Genomic DNA, 12,538 nt, shown 5'->3' with positions numbered 1-12,538 from the left:
TGACCCAGGTGAAGGACACCAACGGGCAGGTCGTCAATTACGGCTATAGCTGCCCGGACCTGCCTGGCTGCTATGCCAAGTCGATCAGCTATTCGGGTGCGGGGATCACGTTCTATTACGAGGACCGCCCGGACTTCCCCGTCATGGCGAACGGGTTTTTCAAAGCAAGGGTTTGTCGGCGACAGTGTTGAGAAGCGTTTCCGGCTCCTGAATGCTTGTCATGACGGACTCAAATTCAGGCGGCGTTCCAAATATCATGGCAGACATTCGTGCGTAGTCGGCTCTTAGTTTCTCGCGCATCTCGGGCGTTGGCGCCAACCGAAAACTACCGGGCACGGCTCGATCATATCGATGGTCCGGTGCGCGAAACATTAGCTCTTTATGCCGGCGGCAAGCCTCGGCGAGGTCAAGCATCGATGCAATGGCCTTGCCGTAGTCGGGATTCGTCCAAATTTGATGAACATCGTAGTAGTGGCGCGAGTATCGATTGAGGTCTGGAACTTTCAGCTCAGGACTATCCTGCATGCTTCGTTTTTCCGTCATCTCCGTCATCGCGTGAAGGATCAGAACTTTCTCCCAAAAAGTGCGCTCCGGCTTGACGGTCGTTACATTCTGGACCGTCAGGTCAGTGCCCTTTCGCATTTCCGAGGCAACGTATGGAATGATCTCTCGCTTCTCGGCCGGAACCGGATCCGGGCGTGCCCCGCCTTCGATTCGCACCGCCGCCTCGACATAGCCGCCGCTCGTGTCAAAGACGCTTCTGTATCCCAGAGCCAGTACGTCGAGCGCCTCCTTCTTCCGGTAGAGACCGTACCCGAAGGCGAGCGAGAAATGTCCCGTTTGTCCGATCTGTCCCTCGACCGTGGCGATTTCCTCATCGAGCAAACGCTTGAGCGGCCCGGACATATAATGCCGTGCAGCCTCGTCCACCTGCTCGGCCAGAGCCTTCTGTTGCTGATTGACGGAGGGGAGCGCTGCGATACCGGCCTCGAGCGGAACTTTTAGATCCGCCTTGTAGATGCCGATGTCAATGTCTTCGGAAAAACGCTGGATCAGGCCATATGCTTTGCTGAGGCTGGTGCCGCCCTTAAAATAGAGGCCAAGAGCACCGTCCCTCCGTCGGTTGAACAGGAAGTCGAGCACCCAGCAGACGTAGAGATCCTTCTCGATATTCTCGGCCCGCGTCTCCAGATCGGACGCAGCGGCGGAGAATAGTGCTCTCTGTTCGTCAGCGCTTGAGCGAAGGACATCAACGAAACCCTGGCGCATGTTCATCCTTTCCGTCGTGGCCCAGCGGAGTGCCTTCCTCCTCCGGGGGCGGCGGATCGGCGGTTATGGTCTCCACAGCCTGGTACATCCAGGCTGGGATGGCGTGGATGTTTTCGCGCAGATCCTCGACAATCGGCTGCCTGTGGGGGCTTCGTGCCACGTAGCGGACGATAGCATCGACAACTGCCTCCAGATTGGAGCGCTCGTCGCGAAACCAATGGAGGGCCTGGATCACTCGCATTGCCGGCCGGCCCGCCCAAAAAGCGGTCTTCGCCGAAATGCGCTTGAAGTCCAAGATGTAGATAACCGGCTTCGTGGCCTCGGCATCGCCGGCATTGGCCTCGATCTCTATGGTTCGGGGATATGTGTCCGCATAGATTGTCGACCTGGCGGGGACGGCCGTCGTCAGACCAAGATCATTGGCAGCCGTCATGCCATCAACGCAAACACGAAGCTTGTCACGTCGTGCGATGGCATCGATGAATGAGGCGCGTGGCGGAAACACCATCTTGCCGGTCAGTTGGCTAATAGCTGGCTTGTCGTAAAGACCACGATGAGGGCGGCGGATGTCGCCGCGATTGGTCAACCTCTGCAGGGCCTTTTCGACGGCATTGGGCGTTGCGATGTCGAGAAAATCGGAACGCGACCAAACGCCCGAAGGCGCCGCACCGGCAATCCTTTGGTGAATGCGTTCCAGAGTGTCCGATGTGGGATCCGGCATAACTATCCTACCGTGTGACCGAAGATTATATACAAAATTTGGTCACTTGCTGCAACCGTCGCTTTAATGACCAATTTTTATATCTAAACATTGGTCAGTAGAATGATTGCTCACGCTTTCATACAGTGCTTTGGCATCGTAAAGTTAACGGAACTTGGATTGCGATGTGCGATGTTTGGCCACGACAGACCGTGATCCGCTTTATCACCGCCATCGCTTTGCCGCCGAAATCATCGCCCACGCCGTATGGCTCTATTTCCGCTTCCCATTGAGCTTGCGAATGGTCGAGGACATGCTGGCCGCCCGCGGCATCTTCGTCTCGCATCAGACAGTCCGGCTTTGGGCAGAGAAGTTTGGTCGCGCCTTCGCCAACGACATCCACAGACGCACGGCCGGCCGGCTCGGCGACAAATGGCACCTCGACGAGATCGTCGTTTCGATCAGCGGCCAGAAACACTGGTTGTGGCGCGCAGTTGATCAAGATGGTTTTGTCCTGGATGCTCTGGTACAAAGCCGCCGCAATGCCAAGCCTGCCAAGCGCCTGATGCGTAAGCTGTTGAAGGGCAAAGGTCGAGCGCCGAGGGTGATGATCACCGACAAGCTTCGATCCTATGACGCTGCAAGACGAGAGATCATGCCAAGCGTAGAGCATCGTTCCCACAAAGGGTTGAACAATCGGGCGGAAAATTCCCATCAGCCGATTCGACGACGAGAGAGGATCATGAAGCGGTTCAAATCACTACGACATTTGCAACGCTTCGTTTCAATCCACGATCCGATTGCCAACCTGTTCCACATCCCGCGCCACGACATGACCTCCAACCATCATCGCGAACTTCGTTCAGCAGCAATGGACATGTGGGCGCAGATCGCTCGGATTTGATCGACAGCCCCAAGTAGAAGTGCCTTCAATCGCCCGATCGACGTTAAGTTTACAGTGCCCGAACCATAGATATGAAACCGAAACCCTTGTGGAGTACCTCGGACGCAAGATGAGGAGCATGGCAATGGGCAGAAAGCTCAAGCTGTATCTATTCGCTGGCCTGCTTGCCGGGCTAGCCTATGCCGCGTATCGGCCATTACCCATGCTGGCATCGATACTATTCACCTCCGGCTGCGATCAGGCAGAGTTCGAAGCCCGCGTAAAACGGGATCTGGCCGCCGGTCGGGCATGGGCACCAGGTGAAATGCCGACGGTTGACGAAGAACGTGCCTTGATTGCGCGTCTACAAAAGCAGGCGCAGCAAACGGGCGACTATGAGTCTGCCTGCCGCGCACTGACCGAGTGGGACGATGACCACACCGAACGTGGGAGTCATTAAGCCGAATCCCCATTACGCACGCCACAACCCGCTGAACTGAGACGCGATCAGCGCCAGCGCGGCGTCGACATCCGTCAGCACCTCGATCCCCTGAGCATAGGTGGAACTCCGGCTTTGTAGCCTCAGATGATGCTCCGTAGCGGATTCAATGGTCTCAATCCTCATCTTTCGGATCGATGGAGACATCCTCCACCTCGAAGTCCTCGTCCAATTGCACGCGGATCCAACTGTCAGGAAACTGCATCGGGGCCGCAAAGGATAGGAGAGTGGCGTCAGCAAAAACGACCACTGAACGAACGGCCAAATCGTCACGCAGATCCGTGGTCTCGATCACATTCTCGCCACCGACAGCGCCCTCGATCTCTTCGGCGATGCCATCGATGATCCGCCGCCAAACTTGAGGGCTCACCTCAAGAACCCGTTCGATGGCAGCGACGAGCGCTCCGGCATCTATTCCCGACCTGTCTTCCAGTTCAGGGTCCACGTTGACGTTGACATGAGCGCCAGTTGCCAAAAGGCGCGCCGTACCGAAGATAAAACCGTCGCCAATCTGCGGGCCGAGCATAACTTTGCTCGCAGCGATTGCATCTCGAAGTTGTTCGATCGGTCCCATCGCTACCTCAGCCTTGTTGATTCTGCCGGTACTCCGGCAGCGGGCTCCTGTATAGGAGCCGTTGGACGCGGTCGAGTCGTCGATTCGACGCCAAAGTCTGGCACTGGCGTGCTGATGATGAGTAGACCTTGCAATCCTCCTATCGATCAGAGTGCGCCGGCCTTATCTTTGCTGACGTGCTATCAATCGTGTCAATCGAACTTGGTGCATGATTGCCGACGCCATCTCTGCATCGGCTGGGGTGTGCCAGCTGCCTCTCCACCCGTTGCCTCATTCTTTGAAATCGGCCATAGAAGGATCGACAGCGCTGGGAGATTTGTGATTCGGCCAGATCATTTCCTGTATAAAGCGATCACAAGCAATAATTCCGGTAGCACGGCGATCAAACCGTGCCATCGTCCGAGAGAAAAATGAGATCGTTACTGCTTGCTTTGGTGATGGTGATCGCTTCAAGCAGCGGAGCTGTCCACGCGCAGCCTTCGACGCAAGACCCATCCCCGCCAGCCTGCGTCAAGGATAGCAACGCCGACAGTTGCTGGAGCGCCGGTGTCGCGGCCGAAAAGCGGAACGATGCTGCCGCTGCCCTGGCAAATTATGAACGCTCCTGCGCGGCCGGTTTTCAGATGGGCGGCTGTTACGAGGCCGGCAAAATCTATTTCCTCGATCCCGCCCGTCGGAACTACGGCATCGCGAAGGATCGGATGACCCTGGTCTGCGACTCCGATGATGCCGGGATAGGCCCCTATGCCTGCAAATATCTGGGCATCATCTATCGCAATGGTCTGACAGCGAAGCCGCAGGTCGATCTGGCGTTCCGGCCCCTGTCACGCTCCTGCTTCCTGCATAATACCGAACCGTTCATCGATGGAAACGGCTGCGAGATCCTGGCCGAAAGCCTCCCCACTGCTGACGACATGGGGCTTTCGGACGCGGCATGGCAACGCGACTATATCGCCTATCTGGCCTATGCGATGGGCTGCACCGACGACACGCCAGCGCTGTGCACCAAAGCGCGCGATAGGTACCTTCGAGCGATCGCGGCATCGGCGAGCTGGCCCGCCCGCTGCGTGGAGGAGCTGGAGCGGAGCCCGTTCCCCGGGACCTGCGACGCCGTGGCAGACCCGGGCATGAGCGCCCAGTTCGAGCAGCGGCAGAAGCTGCGCCGCACGCTCGTGCGCATGTTCCGCAATGCCACGGAGAATCCGCCGTCCGACGGATGACGCCGACGCGGCAACCGGATGGAAACCCGAATTCGTGGCCAGAGGCGAACTCAGGCCGCTACGCGATCCGAAAACCGCCGATCCGGACGAAGAACCTTAAAATCCTTATGTAGGTTTTCTGTTCCATTGCTACTCAGACCCCAGATCGTGATGCATCTGCGACATTCATTAGCAATCACGCAAAATGAGGCCGAATTCTCAGCGCGGTCGGCGTTACATTGAACTGCATCGCAAAGGCGTGGCGGAATTCAGCGACCAGTGAACACTGGGCATGCTTTTGAAAGCCTATCTGCGCAGCCAAGAGCGGGCGGACGATCCGCTGACACTGAGCGTGAGGGCATGTTCCTGCATCCGCCATATCTGCCGAGCCCTTGATGCCAGATAAGCGTCACGACATAATTCACGTGCGATTTCTCGGCATTAAATACTTGCAATGGCGCGACATGTTTGACTTGTTTTGAGTCGCATCATATACTTGTAATCGCGCAGCATAAAAAACTTGGTATGAAGCAATGGCCGCACCGAACGAAAAGCTCGCCAACTCCCTGGGCGTCTTGCAGGAGCTGCAAAGTGGGGGGCAGCGAATCTTTAAATCCAGCGAGTTTAGCCGTGCCCATCGTGAGCGGCTCTTGCAGCACGGGTTCCTGCGCGATGTCATCAAGGGTTGGCTTATGTCGACCGGGCCGCAGGCCCTGCCGGGGGACACGACACCCTGGTATGCGTCCTTCTGGGAGTTCTGTGCGCGCTATTGCCACGACCGGTTCGGGAACAACTGGTTCCTGTCACCGGAGCAGTCGCTCCTGCTGCACGCGGAAGCGACCGCGATCCCGCCGCAGGTCATCGTCAACAGCCCCAAAGGAACCAATAACTATCTGCAACTTCTCTTCGGCATCTCGCTTTATGATCTCAAGGTCAAGGAGATGCCTGCGCCCGAAGACATGGCGGAGAAAAATGGCCTGCGTGTCTACGCGCCGGATGCAGCTCTCGTCAAAGTGCCGGAAGGCTTCTTTCGGCGCACACCCATCGAAGCACAGGTCGTGCTGGCAGCCGTGCGTGACGTGTCCGGTATCCTGGGCCGGTTGCTTGATGGCGGGCATTCCGCCGTCGCGGGGCGCATCGCCGGGGCATTCCGCCGCGTGGGCCGCACCGGCTTTGCGGATGAGATCGTCAAAACCATGAAAAGCGCAGACTACGACGTTCGCGAAAGCGATCCTTTTGCCGAGCAGCCATATGTGCCCGCCATCATCACCGGCGTGCCACCCATCGTGGCCCGGCTTAACGCCATCTGGGAAAGCCAGCGCACGCCTGTCATGGAAATATTTCCCAAAGCGCCAGGGCTGCCCGCAGACAAAAGCAGCTACATGAAGTTCGTGGAAGACATCTACCAAAGTGATGCTTACCACTCGCTCTCGATCGAAGGCTATAGCGTAACGCCCGAACTCATCGACCGTGTGCGGCAAGGTGGATGGACCCCTGAGATCGATGAAAAGGATAGGCAAAGCCGCGATGCGCTCGCCGCGCGCGGCTACTGGCAGGCCTTCCAGAAAGTGAAGGATTCCGTGGCCGCTATTCTCGATGGCACGCCTCCTGGAGCGCTCGTACACGAGCAGCACCGGGATTGGTATCGCGAACTTTTCGGTCCGTCCGTGGCCGCGGGCATTCTCAAGCCAAGCGCCCTTGCCGGGTATCGCAATCATTCGGTTTACTTGCGCGGATCATGGCATGCGCCGCCGCGCGCAGAGGCGGTGCCGGAGGGCATGGATGCGCTCTTTGATCTGCTGGAGAAGGAGACCGAACCTACCGTGCGCGCAGTGCTGGGGCATTGGCTTATCGGCTACGTCCACCCTTATCCTGATGGCAACGGACGTATCGCGCGATTCTTAATGAACGCGATGCTGGCGTCGGGCGGCTACGCCTGGACGGTTGTGCCGGTGGAGGATCGTGACCGGTATCTCGCCGGTCTTGAGCGGGCCAGCGTCGATATGGACGTTCGCCCGTTTGCGGGCTTTCTGGCCGAGCGCGTGCAGTGGTCGATGGAAAAAGCGGCGGAGGATGCGAGATAGTTTGCGTAATTATCTCCTTAGTTCCTTTTTTCTCCCCAACTCACTTTGATTTTCTCAATCCTCCATCACTGCTAGCTGAGGGGGTGGGATGAGCGAGATTCTCACTGTTCGTAAGATCGCAACGCTTCTCAAAATCAATGAGAAGACAGCCTGCAAACTCGTCAAGTGAGGGGAAGATACCCGTCTTCAAGGTTGGCGGCTCGTGGCGGTTTGAAGCGGTGAAATCGAACGCTGGATAAAGCAGCGTTCAGCGCGGAACGGCAGCGGCCAAAGTTCGCACGACTAGGGTTAGTCGGGCGCGAAGGCGATCGGAAAGGACGATGGCTATATTGTCTCGGAGTGACAACAACTTGTGGCTGTCGGCGTGGGCTCCATAAGCTGTTGCGGGTTATAATATTTTGATGACCCCCTGATTTTTGGGGATGCGATGTTGGGGGGCGGGATCTTCTAGGATGGGTTGTGTTTTGATTGCGTTCTGATTCGCGTCGAGGGGGCTCATGCGACATAGTCGGGTAAGGTTTGTGGCTTTGGCCGCCACGGTATCGCTTTGCGTTTTGTCGGGTGGTGTGACGGGGGCGGCGGTCCTGGATGGCATGTTCGGCGGGGTTGCTCATGCAGCCGAACAGGGGCCGGCGAGTGGTGGCAACGGCTTCTTTACCCAGAAGATCGGCATCGACGTGCCTGCCTTCCGCGGCCTGGAGCCGAAGATCGCGCTTTCCTGCAGTTCTGCCCGCAAGACGAGGCTCGGCGGGCTTTACCAGGGCTGGCTGGGTTATGCCTGGGGGCTCGATGGTTTCGACGTGATCGAGCGGGCAAGTCCGGGCGTAGCCTGCCGGGGTCTGATATCCGAGGGATGAGTGCGGCCGGAAATGATTATCATCGTCCGCCCATTGCGCGATGGCGCTCCGGGCGTAATCGAGGCCGAAGAACAGACTCTCGTTGAGTAGCTCATCGCGCATGCGCCCGTTGAAACTCTCGACATAGGCGTTCTGCATTGGCTTTACCGGCACGATGTAATGCCACTCGACCTTGTGATCCTTCGGCCAGGCAAGGATGGCATTCGAGGTGAGTTCGGTGCCGTTATCGGAGACAATCATTCCGGGCTTGCCACGCCGCTCGATCAGCGTCGTCAGTTCGCGGGCGACAAGACGGCCGGAGATCGAGGTGTCCGGGATCGCCGCCAGGCATTCGCGCGTCACGTCATCGACGACATTGAGGACGCGAAAGCGTCTGCCGCAGGCGAACTGAGCACGGATTTGCGTACCCTTGTGCTACCGATTACGCATACACCTCCGTCAGACGCAGGTTCGCCGTACGTCCTAAACGCCCAATCCAGGTCGGCGACAACCCACCTAAATAGGTGGGTTCCAGGGAACAATGGTCAAACGTGACGTTGGCGGAAGAACGCTCCGGCTGCCACAAGTAGCCAGCCGAGGATCATCGTCGTTCCGCCGGTTGGCGCTGCCATCACAAACAGCCGGTCGCCAAGAAAATGCCGGGAGACGAGATCGCCGGCGAAAATGACCGTTCCTAATCCCAGGACCAGTGCGGCAATTGTGGCGGTACGAAAGAATTTCTGGCCAAGATAAAGTCCCAACAGGACCGGTGCGTGCGCCAGGCACATGGTGGAGGCGGAACCCAGAAACAGCGTGTCGCCTGCGTGGCTTGCCGCTGCCGCCAGGGCGACGCCCATGGCTCCCATCATGCCGCTCACAAAGAGAATCAACGGCCGCAGATTGTCGAGTCTTTCCATCGGCCTATTCCCGGTTCTGCATGTGGAGGGCCAGGCGCTCGACCGGTGGCCAGATAATCTCGCGCAGCTTTTCGTTGTCGATCGTCTCGTCCATCGCACGGCGGAAGCAGAGCATCCATTCGTCGCGCTCCCGAGGGCCGATTGCCGCGGCGAAATGGCGGGCGCGCAGCCTCGGGTGGCCATGTTTTTCCACATAGACCGGAGGGCCCCCGAGATAACCGGTGAGATAATCGTAAAGCTTCGCCTCGCTGCCTCTAAGGCTCGGCGGATGGATGGCACGGCAACGGGCTGCTTCCGGCAGCGTATCCATCAGTTCATAGAAGCGCTTCACAAGGGCGCGCACCGTCGCCTCACCGCCGATCGCTTCATAAAGTGTGATGGTTTCGCCCGCCATGCCATCTTCCCGGTGCTTTGTCTCATGGTGTTAGCGATACGGCATGATGACGGCAAGCGCCAAGGCGTCGCAGCCAAAGCCGCTGTTCATCTTGCCTTTCTTCTTAGGTGAGCAGCGATCTGCTCATGCCTCCGGTTCAATCGGGACCGGCATCCGTTTCTTTCGAATCGGGGTCTGGAAGCGAGCCTGTTCCTGGCGTCTTGTCTCGATCCGTCAGACGGTCTTTGGCATGTGGTCCAGCCGCCGGCTGCTTTGAGATCTCGGTCGATTTGTCGGCGTGCTCGACGGCTTCCTGAGCCTTCTTGTCTTCAGTCATGTCCTGTCCTTCGGCGTTTGGTATCGCCTGCTAAACGCTGGGGAAGGGGAAGAGTTCTGGAAAGCTCCGTTTGCTGATATTCGGGAGCTGGACGATGATTTTGCGGGTAACACCGGATCATCCTTGCACTGATGCTTCGCGTGGAGACTTCCTATTTCACGATGAGGACGGCGACTGTGGCATTCGTGACGATTTTCGCAGTCTGCTTTAGAGGATGACATGGCTGAAGCCGATACGTCCGCGAGAGGAAATGACGATAGGGGCACAGTCTTGGCCTCAAGAATGGCCGCTGCTGGAGAAATATGCGTCGGTGACGACGTCGGATGCGGTGTCTGCTTTGACCGTCGGCTCAATGATGGGCATCACATTCGTACAGCTCGGATTGCGCCTTATCGCTCTTCGGCAAGGTTACGGTCAGCACCCCATTCTTGAAGCGGGCATCCACCTTGTCCTCCTTGATCTCAGAGCCTAGCGGGATGCGGCGCTCGAAGCGACCGTAATAGCGTTCGGAAAACTGACGGTCCTTGTCTTCCACCTCGGAGCGCTTTTCTCCTTTCAACGTCAGCACGCCGTCATTGAGCAGGACCTCTATATCCTTCTGCTCAAGGCCAGGAACCTCGGCCGACACCTTGATCTCTTTGTCATTGTCTGAGATCTCCACGCTCGGCCAGGCACCGCCGAACGCGGAGGGTCGTCCAAAAGCCGGCAGACCGGAACCAAAACCACGGAAGGCGTCGTCGAATAGCCGGTTCACCTCACGATGCAGCGACAGAAACGGATCGCGATCATCATCACGGAAAAAACTGGGAACCCGGCTGCCGCCGTTGTGGCCCCAGGGAATCAGATCACGGACACTCATGGTTCGTCTCCTTTCCAATTCACTTTGACGGGATAAGCTCCTTTTGCGGCGCCAGGCGATGGCGCCTGGCGCCGCTTGCCATGGCCCTGGCTCAGGCCGCCTGTTTGTCGGCCTCGATCTGCCTCGTCTCGGCCTTCGGTAGAGCCAGGTCAGTCGCAATCTCGATCCGGCGCGGCTTCATTTCTTCCGGAACCTCCCGCTTCAGATCGATGGTCAGCAGACCATTGGCGAGATTGGCGCCCACGACCCTGACATGATCGGCCAGCTCGAAGCGGCGATCGAACGAATGGCCGGCAAGTCCGCGATGCAGATACTGGGCCTCTTCCCCGTTCGCCTTCTGACCCGATACGAAGAGCATGTTCTGTTCCTGGGTGATCGTCAGTTCGTCCAGTGAGAAACCCGCAACCGCCATGGTGATGCGGTAGTCATCCTCGCCGGTCTTGACGATGTCATACGGCGGCCAGTTGTCGATCGTCTCGATACGGGTTGCCGCCTCGAGCGCATTCAACATCCGGTCGAAGCCGATGCTGGACCGGAACAGGGGAGAGAAATCGAAAGTGGTGGTTCTCATAGCCACATCCTCCTTAAAGCAACATGGATATAAGACGGCGCCGAGTTCAAAGCCGTCGTCGACGCCCGCTCAGCTAATGCCGGTCCCGAGGCACGCGGCGGGTCAGATGGAACGTTCAGCTTTGCAATAGCGGTCTGCGGTATCCTCCCTTCCAGGACTTGAACGGGCCGACGCGGTTTTCACGGCTGCGGCCCCCGGTTCTTCGAGGGCAGTTTTTTGCAGGGTCGAAGGAAACGGGCGGCGGCTGGCGCGGAAAGCACTGGTCGGTGCTGTCGAGCGCCTTCAACGCGTCCAAAATCTCGTCAAAGGAGACGGCGCGTTCCACACCGGGAAGTCGGCGCAGGGCTGGCATGGATTCGATTGCCGATATATCGGAGGCCCACGAGGCCAGGATCGCTCGCTTTTCGTCGCTGCCGATCTTCTCGGCCGCCAGAACGTCGCTCGGGTGGTCGAAATGGAACGCCGGATGCAGCACAAGCTCAGGGCCAATCGCCATCGCTTGCTCCTGGGCGGATTTGCTATCGTTTTCCTTTCTCATGTCTGGCTCCATTGATGTTTAATCGATGGATCTTGCTATGGTTTGTGTTCCGAGGGCTGGAGTAGCTGCTTTTCGGACAACCCACGCACCTCTTGAACCATTGTCTTCAAATGGCGGGGCTCGCGGATGCCCTGGCGATAGAGTTCCACAACGATCGTAGCTATGCGCTCTCCCTCCTCCGACTCCCTGGCAATCCCAGTACCTGCCCGGATTTCATCGAAGACTTGTTGGCAGACAGCCAGATCGCCGTCAAAGAGCGGCATTTGCGATCGCTTGATCATTGTCTGACGCTCCTCACCGTGGATGAAGGCCCGCCCTTCGGGGCAGGGCGGGCCTGTGTCGATCGAACTAGAAGTCCATGCCGGCGCCCGCGGGCATCGCCGCGGCGGCAGTTTCCTTCTTCGGCTTTTCGGCGATCATGGCTTCGGTCGTCACCAGAAGGCCGGCGACGGACGCGGCGTCCTGGAGGGCGGTGCGGACCACCTTTGCCGGGTCGATGACGCCTTGAAGATAGAGGTCACCGTACTCGCCGGTCTGAGCATTCCAGCCATAGGAGAATTCGGTCTTCTCCCTGAGCTTGCCGACGACGATGGAACCTTCCGCGCCTGCGTTTTCGGCGATCTGACGAACCGGTGCCTCGATCGCCCTGCGAACAATATCGATGCCCACCCGCTGGTCGTCATTGGCCGTCTTGATACTGTCGAGAGACTTGACGGCACGCAGCAAGGCAACACCACCGCCAGGCAGGATGCCTTCTTCAACAGCTGCGCGCGTTGCATGCAACGCGTCATCGACGCGGTCCTTCCGTTCCTTCACCTCGACTTCCGTCGAACCGCCGACGCGGATGACGGCAACGCCGCCAGCGAGCTTGGCAAGACGTTCCTGCAGCTTTTCGCGGT

18 protein-coding genes and 1 pseudogene are annotated in these 12,538 nt (G+C 58.3%); 6 read left to right on the top strand and 13 right to left on the bottom strand.

Annotated elements, in window-relative coordinates:
* On the top strand, positions 1–191 hold a 191-nt coding region (locus tag ABK249_RS33155; protein ID WP_348864878.1), incomplete at its 5' end, for a hypothetical protein.
* Here ABK249_RS33155 and ABK249_RS33150 read toward each other — a convergent pair.
* Both ABK249_RS33150 and ABK249_RS33145 read right to left on the bottom strand, forming a co-directional pair.
* Complete coding sequence (locus tag ABK249_RS33150) at positions 160–1,269, bottom strand: nucleotidyl transferase AbiEii/AbiGii toxin family protein (RefSeq protein WP_227705176.1); 1,110 nt, start codon at positions 1,267–1,269, stop codon at positions 160–162. The two genes, ABK249_RS33155 and ABK249_RS33150, sit on opposite strands and share 32 nt — an antisense overlap.
* Positions 1,250–1,990, bottom strand: coding sequence for a DUF6088 family protein (locus ABK249_RS33145; protein WP_037149540.1), 741 nt, complete (start codon positions 1,988–1,990; stop codon positions 1,250–1,252). Before ABK249_RS33145 ends, ABK249_RS33150 begins: the two co-directional genes overlap by 20 nt.
* A gap of 175 nt (positions 1,991–2,165) precedes the next feature.
* Here ABK249_RS33145 and ABK249_RS33140 point away from each other — a divergent pair, with 175 nt between their 5' ends.
* Both ABK249_RS33140 and ABK249_RS33135 read left to right on the top strand, forming a co-directional pair.
* Entirely contained in the window at positions 2,166–2,873 is a 708-nt protein-coding gene (locus ABK249_RS33140; protein WP_227705175.1) for an IS6 family transposase, read from the top strand.
* A 124-nt stretch (positions 2,874–2,997) separates the two neighbouring features.
* Positions 2,998–3,312 (top strand): hypothetical protein, encoded by a 315-nt coding sequence (locus tag ABK249_RS33135; protein WP_037149545.1) that lies wholly within the window; start codon positions 2,998–3,000, stop codon positions 3,310–3,312.
* A 12-nt stretch (positions 3,313–3,324) separates the two neighbouring features.
* Here ABK249_RS33135 and ABK249_RS33130 read toward each other — a convergent pair whose 3' ends face one another.
* Entirely contained in the window at positions 3,325–3,477 is a 153-nt protein-coding gene (locus ABK249_RS33130; protein ID WP_161784754.1) for a hypothetical protein, read from the bottom strand.
* Complete coding sequence (locus ABK249_RS33125; protein WP_227703572.1) at positions 3,467–3,925, bottom strand: hypothetical protein; 459 nt, start codon at positions 3,923–3,925, stop codon at positions 3,467–3,469. The genes ABK249_RS33130 and ABK249_RS33125 overlap by 11 nt, the downstream gene beginning before the upstream one ends.
* Before the next feature lie 410 nt (positions 3,926–4,335).
* On the opposite strand from ABK249_RS33125, the gene ABK249_RS33120 reads away from it, so the two are divergent.
* The 3 genes from ABK249_RS33120 to ABK249_RS33110 all read left to right on the top strand — a co-directional run bounded on the left by ABK249_RS33120 (position 4,336) and on the right by ABK249_RS33110 (position 8,065).
* On the top strand, positions 4,336–5,145 hold the full coding sequence (locus ABK249_RS33120; protein WP_348864877.1) for a hypothetical protein: 810 nt from the start codon (positions 4,336–4,338) through the stop codon (positions 5,143–5,145).
* A gap of 512 nt (positions 5,146–5,657) precedes the next feature.
* Positions 5,658–7,208: a Fic family protein gene (locus tag ABK249_RS33115; RefSeq protein ID WP_348864876.1), complete on the top strand. Its 1,551-nt coding sequence runs from the start codon at positions 5,658–5,660 to the stop codon at positions 7,206–7,208.
* 521 nt (positions 7,209–7,729) lie between these two features.
* Entirely contained in the window at positions 7,730–8,065 is a 336-nt protein-coding gene (locus ABK249_RS33110) for a hypothetical protein (RefSeq protein WP_348864875.1), read from the top strand.
* Here ABK249_RS33110 and ABK249_RS33105 read toward each other — a convergent pair.
* From ABK249_RS33105 to ABK249_RS33065, 9 genes and pseudogenes are all read right to left on the bottom strand, one after another.
* Positions 8,024–8,464 (bottom strand): annotated as a pseudogene (locus ABK249_RS33105) (integrase core domain-containing protein); the annotation flags it as partial. The gene ABK249_RS33110 and the pseudogene ABK249_RS33105 sit on opposite strands and share 42 nt — an antisense overlap.
* Positions 8,465–8,589: 125 nt before the next feature.
* Positions 8,590–8,961, bottom strand: a complete 372-nt coding sequence (locus tag ABK249_RS33100; RefSeq protein ID WP_348864874.1) for a DUF423 domain-containing protein — start codon at positions 8,959–8,961, stop codon at positions 8,590–8,592.
* Positions 8,962–8,965: 4 nt separating this feature from the next.
* Positions 8,966–9,355 (bottom strand): group II truncated hemoglobin, encoded by a 390-nt coding sequence (locus ABK249_RS33095; RefSeq protein ID WP_348864873.1) that lies wholly within the window; start codon positions 9,353–9,355, stop codon positions 8,966–8,968.
* A gap of 136 nt (positions 9,356–9,491) precedes the next feature.
* Positions 9,492–9,671, bottom strand: a complete 180-nt coding sequence (locus ABK249_RS33090) for a hypothetical protein (RefSeq protein ID WP_037149559.1) — start codon at positions 9,669–9,671, stop codon at positions 9,492–9,494.
* Positions 9,672–10,020: 349 nt separating this feature from the next.
* Positions 10,021–10,530: an Hsp20/alpha crystallin family protein gene (locus ABK249_RS33085; protein ID WP_348864872.1), complete on the bottom strand. Its 510-nt coding sequence runs from the start codon at positions 10,528–10,530 to the stop codon at positions 10,021–10,023.
* Between the two features lie 91 nt (positions 10,531–10,621).
* A complete protein-coding gene (locus ABK249_RS33080; RefSeq protein ID WP_348864871.1) occupies positions 10,622–11,101 on the bottom strand; it encodes an Hsp20 family protein in 480 nt (159 codons plus the stop codon).
* A 115-nt stretch (positions 11,102–11,216) separates the two neighbouring features.
* Positions 11,217–11,639 (bottom strand): hypothetical protein, encoded by a 423-nt coding sequence (locus tag ABK249_RS33075; RefSeq protein ID WP_348864870.1) that lies wholly within the window; start codon positions 11,637–11,639, stop codon positions 11,217–11,219.
* 35 nt (positions 11,640–11,674) lie between these two features.
* Complete coding sequence (locus tag ABK249_RS33070; protein ID WP_348864868.1) at positions 11,675–11,920, bottom strand: hypothetical protein; 246 nt, start codon at positions 11,918–11,920, stop codon at positions 11,675–11,677.
* Positions 11,921–11,987: 67 nt separating this feature from the next.
* The coding region (locus ABK249_RS33065) for a TCP-1/cpn60 chaperonin family protein (RefSeq protein ID WP_348864866.1) at positions 11,988–12,538 on the bottom strand (551 nt) is incomplete at its 5' end.

This window comes from Neorhizobium phenanthreniclasticum, assembly GCF_040066075.1.
Lineage (GTDB): Bacteria > Pseudomonadota > Alphaproteobacteria > Rhizobiales > Rhizobiaceae > Neorhizobium > Neorhizobium petrolearium.
The sequence above is the reverse complement of the archived record's forward strand: the minus strand, read 5'-3'. Positions and strand labels throughout refer to the sequence as shown.

Excerpts from the sequence above, each read along its gene's own strand:
- ABK249_RS33150 (WP_227705176.1), bottom strand. The coding sequence starts at position 1,269 with ATGCGCCAGGGTTTCGTTGATGTCCTTCGCTCAAGCGCTGACGAACAG.
- ABK249_RS33145 (WP_037149540.1), bottom strand. The coding sequence starts at position 1,990 with ATGCCGGATCCCACATCGGACACTCTGGAACGCATTCACCAAAGGATT.
- ABK249_RS33135 (WP_037149545.1), top strand. The coding sequence starts at position 2,998 with ATGGGCAGAAAGCTCAAGCTGTATCTATTCGCTGGCCTGCTTGCCGGG.
- ABK249_RS33130 (WP_161784754.1), bottom strand. The coding sequence starts at position 3,477 with ATGAGGATTGAGACCATTGAATCCGCTACGGAGCATCATCTGAGGCTA.
- ABK249_RS33125 (WP_227703572.1), bottom strand. The coding sequence starts at position 3,925 with ATGGGACCGATCGAACAACTTCGAGATGCAATCGCTGCGAGCAAAGTT.
- ABK249_RS33120 (WP_348864877.1), top strand. The coding sequence starts at position 4,336 with ATGAGATCGTTACTGCTTGCTTTGGTGATGGTGATCGCTTCAAGCAGC.
- ABK249_RS33115 (WP_348864876.1), top strand. The coding sequence starts at position 5,658 with ATGGCCGCACCGAACGAAAAGCTCGCCAACTCCCTGGGCGTCTTGCAG.
- ABK249_RS33100 (WP_348864874.1), bottom strand. The coding sequence starts at position 8,961 with ATGGAAAGACTCGACAATCTGCGGCCGTTGATTCTCTTTGTGAGCGGC.
- ABK249_RS33095 (WP_348864873.1), bottom strand. The coding sequence starts at position 9,355 with ATGGCGGGCGAAACCATCACACTTTATGAAGCGATCGGCGGTGAGGCG.
- ABK249_RS33090 (WP_037149559.1), bottom strand. The coding sequence starts at position 9,671 with ATGACTGAAGACAAGAAGGCTCAGGAAGCCGTCGAGCACGCCGACAAA.
- ABK249_RS33085 (WP_348864872.1), bottom strand. The coding sequence starts at position 10,530 with ATGAGTGTCCGTGATCTGATTCCCTGGGGCCACAACGGCGGCAGCCGG.
- ABK249_RS33080 (WP_348864871.1), bottom strand. The coding sequence starts at position 11,101 with ATGAGAACCACCACTTTCGATTTCTCTCCCCTGTTCCGGTCCAGCATC.
- ABK249_RS33075 (WP_348864870.1), bottom strand. The coding sequence starts at position 11,639 with ATGAGAAAGGAAAACGATAGCAAATCCGCCCAGGAGCAAGCGATGGCG.
- ABK249_RS33070 (WP_348864868.1), bottom strand. The coding sequence starts at position 11,920 with ATGATCAAGCGATCGCAAATGCCGCTCTTTGACGGCGATCTGGCTGTC.